Annotated in this window: 6 protein-coding genes and 1 pseudogene; 1 reads left to right on the top strand and 6 read right to left on the bottom strand. The window is 63.7% G+C overall.

Translation table 11 applies throughout. The features are described 5' to 3' along the window. The 3 genes and pseudogenes from EN964_RS20980 to EN964_RS20990 form a co-directional block, all read right to left on the bottom strand. A pseudogene (locus EN964_RS20980) lies at positions 1–211 on the bottom strand (hypothetical protein); the annotation flags it as partial. A 149-nt stretch (positions 212–360) separates the two neighbouring features. After that, entirely contained in the window at positions 361–1,491 is a 1,131-nt protein-coding gene (locus tag EN964_RS20985) for a hypothetical protein (protein WP_127268291.1), read from the bottom strand. 6 nt (positions 1,492–1,497) lie between these two features. Next, complete coding sequence (locus tag EN964_RS20990) at positions 1,498–1,932, bottom strand: DUF4383 domain-containing protein (protein WP_127268292.1); 435 nt, start codon at positions 1,930–1,932, stop codon at positions 1,498–1,500. A 713-nt stretch (positions 1,933–2,645) separates the two neighbouring features. On the opposite strand from EN964_RS20990, the gene EN964_RS20995 reads away from it, so the two are divergent. Then, positions 2,646–3,584, top strand: a complete 939-nt coding sequence (locus tag EN964_RS20995) for a diacylglycerol kinase family protein (protein ID WP_127268294.1) — start codon at positions 2,646–2,648, stop codon at positions 3,582–3,584. A 79-nt stretch (positions 3,585–3,663) separates the two neighbouring features. Here EN964_RS20995 and EN964_RS21000 read toward each other — a convergent pair whose 3' ends face one another. The 3 genes from EN964_RS21000 to EN964_RS21010 form a co-directional block, all read right to left on the bottom strand. Further along, the gene (locus EN964_RS21000) at positions 3,664–4,581 is read right to left on the bottom strand and encodes an NAD(P)-dependent oxidoreductase (RefSeq protein WP_127268293.1); all 918 of its coding nucleotides are present in this window, start codon (positions 4,579–4,581) and stop codon (positions 3,664–3,666) included. Beyond that, entirely contained in the window at positions 4,578–5,789 is a 1,212-nt protein-coding gene (locus tag EN964_RS21005; RefSeq protein ID WP_127272520.1) for a mandelate racemase/muconate lactonizing enzyme family protein, read from the bottom strand. The genes EN964_RS21000 and EN964_RS21005 overlap by 4 nt, the downstream gene beginning before the upstream one ends. Next, positions 5,786–6,320, bottom strand: a 535-nt coding sequence (locus EN964_RS21010) for a GMC family oxidoreductase (RefSeq protein WP_245490678.1), incomplete at its 5' end; no start/stop codon positions are given. The genes EN964_RS21010 and EN964_RS21005, both read right to left, overlap by 4 nt.

Below are 6,320 nucleotides of genomic sequence, written 5' to 3' on the forward strand. Positions count from 1 at the left end.
GTTGCGAGGAGGACGACGAACCCTTCGTGCGGCAGATGCCGGAGACGAGCGGATAATTGAAATTGCGCTCGTGCAGCATCTGGCTCTTCATCGCCGCTTCGCACTCGGCGACGGTCGACCACTTGGCCGGCGTCTCGCCGATATATTCGCAAAGCTTGGCGTCGCAGTCGCAGCCGACTATGGTCATGGCGATAAGGGCGGTCTTGATCACGGTCTTGTCCCTTCGAGATGCCCCCGGCAGCCCATTCATTTCTTCCCAGTCCTTCGCGCGCGAACAAGGCGGGATTTGGCCGCGATTGTGGAATGGGCGTGGCGGAGGCCAGGAAATGCATGATCCTGGCCGGGCGTGGCCGAAAGGCCTCAGTAGTCGTAGACGTGTTCAAGCTTGGCGCCGGCCTTGATCAGCGCCGGCAGCACGAGATGCAGCTTGCGCACGGCGACGATCATGCCGGTGCGGCGCATCGCCGGGTCGGCCGGCAGCGGATAGCTGAACAGGATGCGCATGCCTTCGGGGATGACGATCGTATCGGTGGAGAGCACGGTGACCATGATCTCGTCATTGCCGCCGATCTCGACGAAGGAGACGCCCTTGTCGATCAGGCGCGGGATCACTTCGGTGAACACCTGATAGCGCCTGGTGACGAAGATGGTGCCGTCAGCGCCCATGTCGCGTTCGAGCAAGGTGTCGGGCTCGTTGCGGGTGGCTTCGCCGACGGGTCCCTTGGCCCAGACATGGATGTCGAGCAAGGCGGGGTCCATCGTGGCAGCGAGCGCCTTGGTGATCAGGTCGGCATAGCCCTGCTTGATGGTGTCGGCGAGGCCGAAGGCGAGCTTGCGTTCGCTGGTGCGGATGGAACTGTCGCCCGGCGCCGACTGCACCGCAAACAGGCCGGCGCGCTTGTCGGCATAGGGGAACTGATACCAGGGCACCTGGTCGAGAAACCCTGCATAGTCCGCCGCCATCTTGGCCTGATAGATGTCGGCGGCGGTGCGCTTGGCCGTCGTCGCCTCGGTGATGCGGCCGACCGTGTTCTCATAGGCCCACTGCAATATATGCTCGATCGAGTGGCTGGTGCCGATGATGACCAGCATCTGGTGGTTGGCGTAGTTGAACTTATAGGGAGAACTGGCGCGGATGACCATGGCGTAGTCCTGCCAGAAGCGGCCGACATAGGACCAGTAGGGGAAGCCGCTCGGCTGGTCCTTGTCGACGAAGCCGGCATATTCGCGCGCGGCGTAGACGATCGCCCATTCCGGATAGGTGAGGAAGGTCGATTCCTCCGGCCGCTGGTAGCCTGGGATCTCGGCGCGAACCTTGTCGGCCAGCGCCTTGGGCGGCGCGCCGTCAGCAATGCCGGGCAGCGGCGTCTTGTCGAGCGACGACGTCGTCAGAAAGCCGTAGCTCAGCCCGGCGATCGGGATGAGGATGACGATGACGATCACCCAGAGGATCGTCTTGATGATGCGCTTCAGCCAGCGGAACAGGAACATGGCCAGTCAGGCCGTGGCGAAGTGTTCGTGTATGCGCCTGGCCAGCCGGAAGCCGACATAGACGGCGAAGCCACCAATGACGAGGTGCGGCAGGTTGGCGAAGAAGCGAGCCGGGAATTCGATATCGTTGAGGGAGCGGAAGCCGTTGATGAAGATACCGGCATCGAGGCAGCCGGAACCGGTGATCAGCCCGAGCACGCCGTCGAACAGGTAGACCGAACCGAACAGCTTGAAATAGAACACCGCCTGGCGGTGCGAGATGAAGGCGGCGGCCAGAGCCCAGACGCCGGAGAAGGCGTGCAGCAGGTCGTCATACCATTGCAGCGAGAACAGGCCGAACAGATTGCCGTCGGCGTCGTTGAACGCCGGTATGTAGCCGATGGCGACGACGCCGAAGAACAGGAAGGCATAGGCGACGGCAAGCTTCTGGATGAGCGTCATGAAGTGTCCCCTCGAAGAGTCCGCCTGAAAACAGACTCTGACGCTGGGATACTAGCTGATTTTGGCGCGCGGTGAAGCGGCGCCCGCGAGATCGCCGGCGAAGGATATCGAGGGGCAAAAAGGCAGTCGGCGCCGGGATTTCTCCCAGCGCCTCCCTGTCAGATCAGGACACGGTCGCGGCAGCAACTTCCGTAAAGTCGTCGCGCCTTGCCGGCCTTGATTTTGACGGTCCTGCCAGTCCGCCGCCCGAGAGCAGCGTCCGTTCGGGACCACGCCGGTTTTCACCCTTGCGGGCTTTGCCCTGCGCACCATCGAAGGTTTTTGCCGTCCTTCATGGCAGCATCGGTCCGCCGTAGGCGTTGGCACGCTTTCCGCGGCCCCGTAGGTCTCGGCTCCGTCCCTCAAAACAGGCAAGCCTGCTCTCGCTTCGGGCCGTACGGGCCTCAGGAAATCCGCCTTTCACTTCGCCTTTCGGCTTGATGATCGGTAGCCGCCTGAGATGGGTTTAACGTACGCCGGGTAAGGGTCCTGGGGAATGGCCGGAGGCCTGTGGATAACGGGATTATCGGGGATCAAGCTGGGATAACGAAATTTTCCTGTCCGCCACGATGGGCCTCATCGGCGGACATTCGGCCTTGCCCTGCCGCCCGGTGCGGTCTTCAATGCCGGCAAAGGATCGGACCTGCATGTCCGGCGCCGGGGAGGGCGGGTATTTGAAAGTTGGAGTGGTTCTCAACCCGATTGCCGGTGGGGGCCGGCTGAAACGGCATTGGCCTGATGTCGCCGTGTCGCTGAAAAAGCATTTCGGCGAATTCGAACTGCGCGAGACGCAAGCGGAAGGCGACGCCGAAAGGCTGGCAATCGATCTCGCGATGATTGGCTTCGACCTGGTGATCGCGGCCGGCGGCGACGGCACCGCCAGCGAAGTGGCCGACGGGCTGCTGCAAGCGGCCAGGGAAAGCGGCCGGACCACCGAGCTTGGGCTCTTGCCATGCGGCACCGGCATCGATTTCGCGCGTGGGCTAGGGCTGCCGAAAAAGGTCGATGCCGTGCTGAAGCGGATCGCCGAAGCCACGCCCCGCAAGGTCGATGCCGGACGCATCTGCTACGTCGACGATCACGGCGCGCTGGCCAGCCGGCATTTCATCAACATCGCCAGCCTGGGGCTTTCCGGCGCCACTGACCGCGCCGTCAATGCCGACAAGCGCAAGGGCAGGATGTCGGCCAAGGCGCTGTTCCTGTGGCGCACCGTGGTCGAGTTCATCCGCTACCGCTTCCAGGAGGTCAGCATCACGGTCGACGACGGCGTCCCCGTCGAAGCGCGCATGGCGCTGGTGGCGGTGGCAAACGGAAAGTTCTTCGGCGGCGGCATGATGATCGCGCCGGATGCGGAACTGACCGACGGGCAGTTCGACATCGTCATCCTGCGCGCGGCCGGCAAGCTGAAGCTGATCTGGGACATCCGGCTGCTCTATGGCGGCCGGCATCGCAATCATCCTGCGATCACCATCCTGCGCGGCAGGAAAGTGGTGGTCGAACCGCTCGGCGATGCGTCAGAGAATGGCGCGCTGGTCGACATAGACGGCGAGTCGCCGGGACGCATACCCGCGACCTTCGAGATCCTGCCCGGTGCATTGACGCTCAGATATTGAATCAAGCCGTTGACAGATTGATTCAGATGGATCCGCCGATCCAGCCAACGCCCTGAAATCGTTTGATATCCAGCCGGCGTCAGAGTTCGAGCTTGGCCGGGAAACCAGGTGCGCGCAGGTCGGTGCCGACGGCATCTTCCAACAGTTTGACGATCTGGGTCGACCAGGCGCCGCCGCCATAGGCGGCCTTGCCTTGCTGAAAAATGGCGTTGACGCGCGATGCCAGCTCAAGCGGCACGCCGGACTGCTCGCCGATGGCGAGCGCGAAGCCGAGGTCCTTCAGCGCCAGGTCCATGGTGAAGCCGATGTCGTAGGAGCCGTTGAGGATGAGCTGGCTTTCGGTCTCGTGGACGAAGCTGTTGCCGGAGGAGGCTGATATGGCGTGGTAGGATTGGGCGAGGTCGAGCCCGCCTCGTTTGGCCAGCATCAGCGCTTCGCCGGCGGCAACGAGATGGATGAAGGCGAGCATGTTGGTGATCACCTTGATCACCGCCGCCGAGCCGACCGGGCCCATCAGAAACGATTTTGCGCACATCGCCTCGATGGCGGGGCGATGACGTTCATAGAGTGCGGCGTCGCCACCGACCAGCGCGGTGATCTTCCCAGCCGCCGCCAGGTGCACGCCACCGGTGACCGGGCATTCCAGCGTCTCGACGCCCCTGGCCGAGGCGAGGGCGGCGAGGCGGGTAATTTCGTCGCGGCCGTTGGTCGACATCTCGATCCAGGTGCCGCCTGCGGGCAGGCCCTCCAGCAGACCATCGGCGCCCGCCAGCACGGCTTCGCTCACCTTCGGAGAGGGCAGGCAGGAGATTGCGTTGCCGGCCCGTGCGGCGGCCTCGGCGGGGCTGCTTGCCGCTGTGGCCCCGAGCGCCACCAGGCGCTCGACGGCGGCGGGATCACGGTCGAAGACCGTGACGGCAAAGCCGTTGCGGATCAGGCTGGCGGCAAGGTTGCCGCCGAGGTGGCCAAGGCCGATGAAGGCGTAGCTTTCGCTCACGGCGTCAGCGGCGTCTGCATCATCTGCAGATGCAGGTCCTTGCCCGTGTAAGGGTGTGCTTCGCAGACCGCCTCGTTGAGCTCGACGCCGAGGCCGGGCTCCTTTGAGGGGATGATTTTGCCGTCCTGCCACTCGATCTTTTTCTTCAGCAGCGTGGCGTGGAAACCGTCCCACTGCTTCAGCGATTCGAGGATGAGGAAATTGGGCAGCGTCACCGCCAGTTGGATGTTGGCCGCACCGACGATCGGTCCGCAATAGCAATGCGGTGCGATCTGGATGTGGTAGGCCTCGGCCATGGCGGCGATCTTCTTGGTTTCGAGAATGCCGCCGGAGCGGCCGAGGTCCGGCTGCAGGATGGTCGCGGCGCGGTTCTCGATGACGCGGGCGAATTCAAACTTGGTCGTTAGCCGCTCGCCGGTGGCGATCGGGATCGAGGTCGCGCGGGCCACTTGGGCCATGACCTCAGGCATATCAGGCGGCACCGGCTCCTCGAACCACAAGGGATCGTAGGGCTCGATGGCGCGCGCCATGCGCAGCGCGCCGGACGCTGTGAACTGGCCGTGCGTGCCGAACAGGATGTCGGCGCGGGTGCCGACCGCCTCGCGGATCGCCTTGATCATGCGGGTGGACAGGTCGATATCGACGAGGCGCGGCTGATGGCCGTCGAAGGCTGTGTAGGGGCCGGCGGGGTCGAGCTTGACGGCATTGAAACCCTGCTCGACATATTCGAGCGCACAGGCAGCGGCGAGATCTGGATCGTTGTAGACGTTCTTGCCGTGCGCATCCTCGGAATGGACGCTGCCGCTGTGCGGATAGAGATAGGTGTAGGAACGCAGCGTTTCGTGCACCTGGCCGCCGAGCAGTTTATAGACCGGCTTGTCGGCTTCCTTGCCGATGATGTCCCAGCAGGCCATTTCCAGCGCCGAGAAGCAGCCCATGCCGGACACATCGGGGCGCTGGGTGAAGCCGGAGGAATAGGCGCGGCGGAAGAAATTCTCGATGTCGTGCGGGTCGCGGCCGATGAGATAGCGCTCGGCCATGTCCTCGACCATGCGGGCGGTAACATGGGCCGAGAAGGTGGCGTTGTAAGCCTCGCCATAGCCGACGACGCCGCCGTCGGTGGTCAGCTTGACGAAGATGAAATACTTGCCGCCGATGCCGGGCGGCGGATTGCCGACAACCCAGGTCTTGACGTCGGTGATCTTCATTCTTGGTCCTCCAGAACCAGTTCGGCGCCTTTCCAACCGGTCATGATCGAGGCGGCGTTGGTGTTGCCGGTGATGTTGTCGGGAAAGATCGAGGCATCGATGACGCGCAAACCTTCCAGACCATGCACCTTGAGGCGCGGGTCGACGACGGCGCGCGCGGGATCCGGCCCCATGCGGCAGGTCGAGACCGGATGATAGACGGTGCCCGAGCGCTTCCGGAAATCCTGGACCAGATCGGCATCGGAGGTGATCGAGGGACCGGGCAGGACCTCTTCCTCGATGATCTCGGCCATGGCAGGCATCGAGGCGATCTTGCGCACGAATTTCACCGCCGCCAGCATCTCCTCGACATCGGCATTGGTGGAGTAGGCATTGGCCGTTATCCTGGGGTAGTCGCGCGGATTGGCCGAGCGGATCATGATCTCGCCACGGCTCGACGGGCGGCAATTGGACAGGCCGATGGAAAAGCCCGGCCATGGGTCCGGCGTCAGGATCGGGCGCTCGCCGCTCTTGGGAATGACGGTCGAGAAG

This window comes from Mesorhizobium sp. M7A.F.Ca.CA.001.10.2.1 (assembly GCF_003998575.1).
Lineage (GTDB): Bacteria > Pseudomonadota > Alphaproteobacteria > Rhizobiales > Rhizobiaceae > Mesorhizobium.

Coding starts and splice junctions, on each gene's coding strand:
- EN964_RS20985 (WP_127268291.1), bottom strand. CDS start 1,491: ATGTTCCTGTTCCGCTGGCTGAAGCGCATCATCAAGACGATCCTCTGG.
- EN964_RS20990 (WP_127268292.1), bottom strand. CDS start 1,932: ATGACGCTCATCCAGAAGCTTGCCGTCGCCTATGCCTTCCTGTTCTTC.
- EN964_RS21005 (WP_127272520.1), bottom strand. CDS start 5,789: ATGAAGATCACCGACGTCAAGACCTGGGTTGTCGGCAATCCGCCGCCC.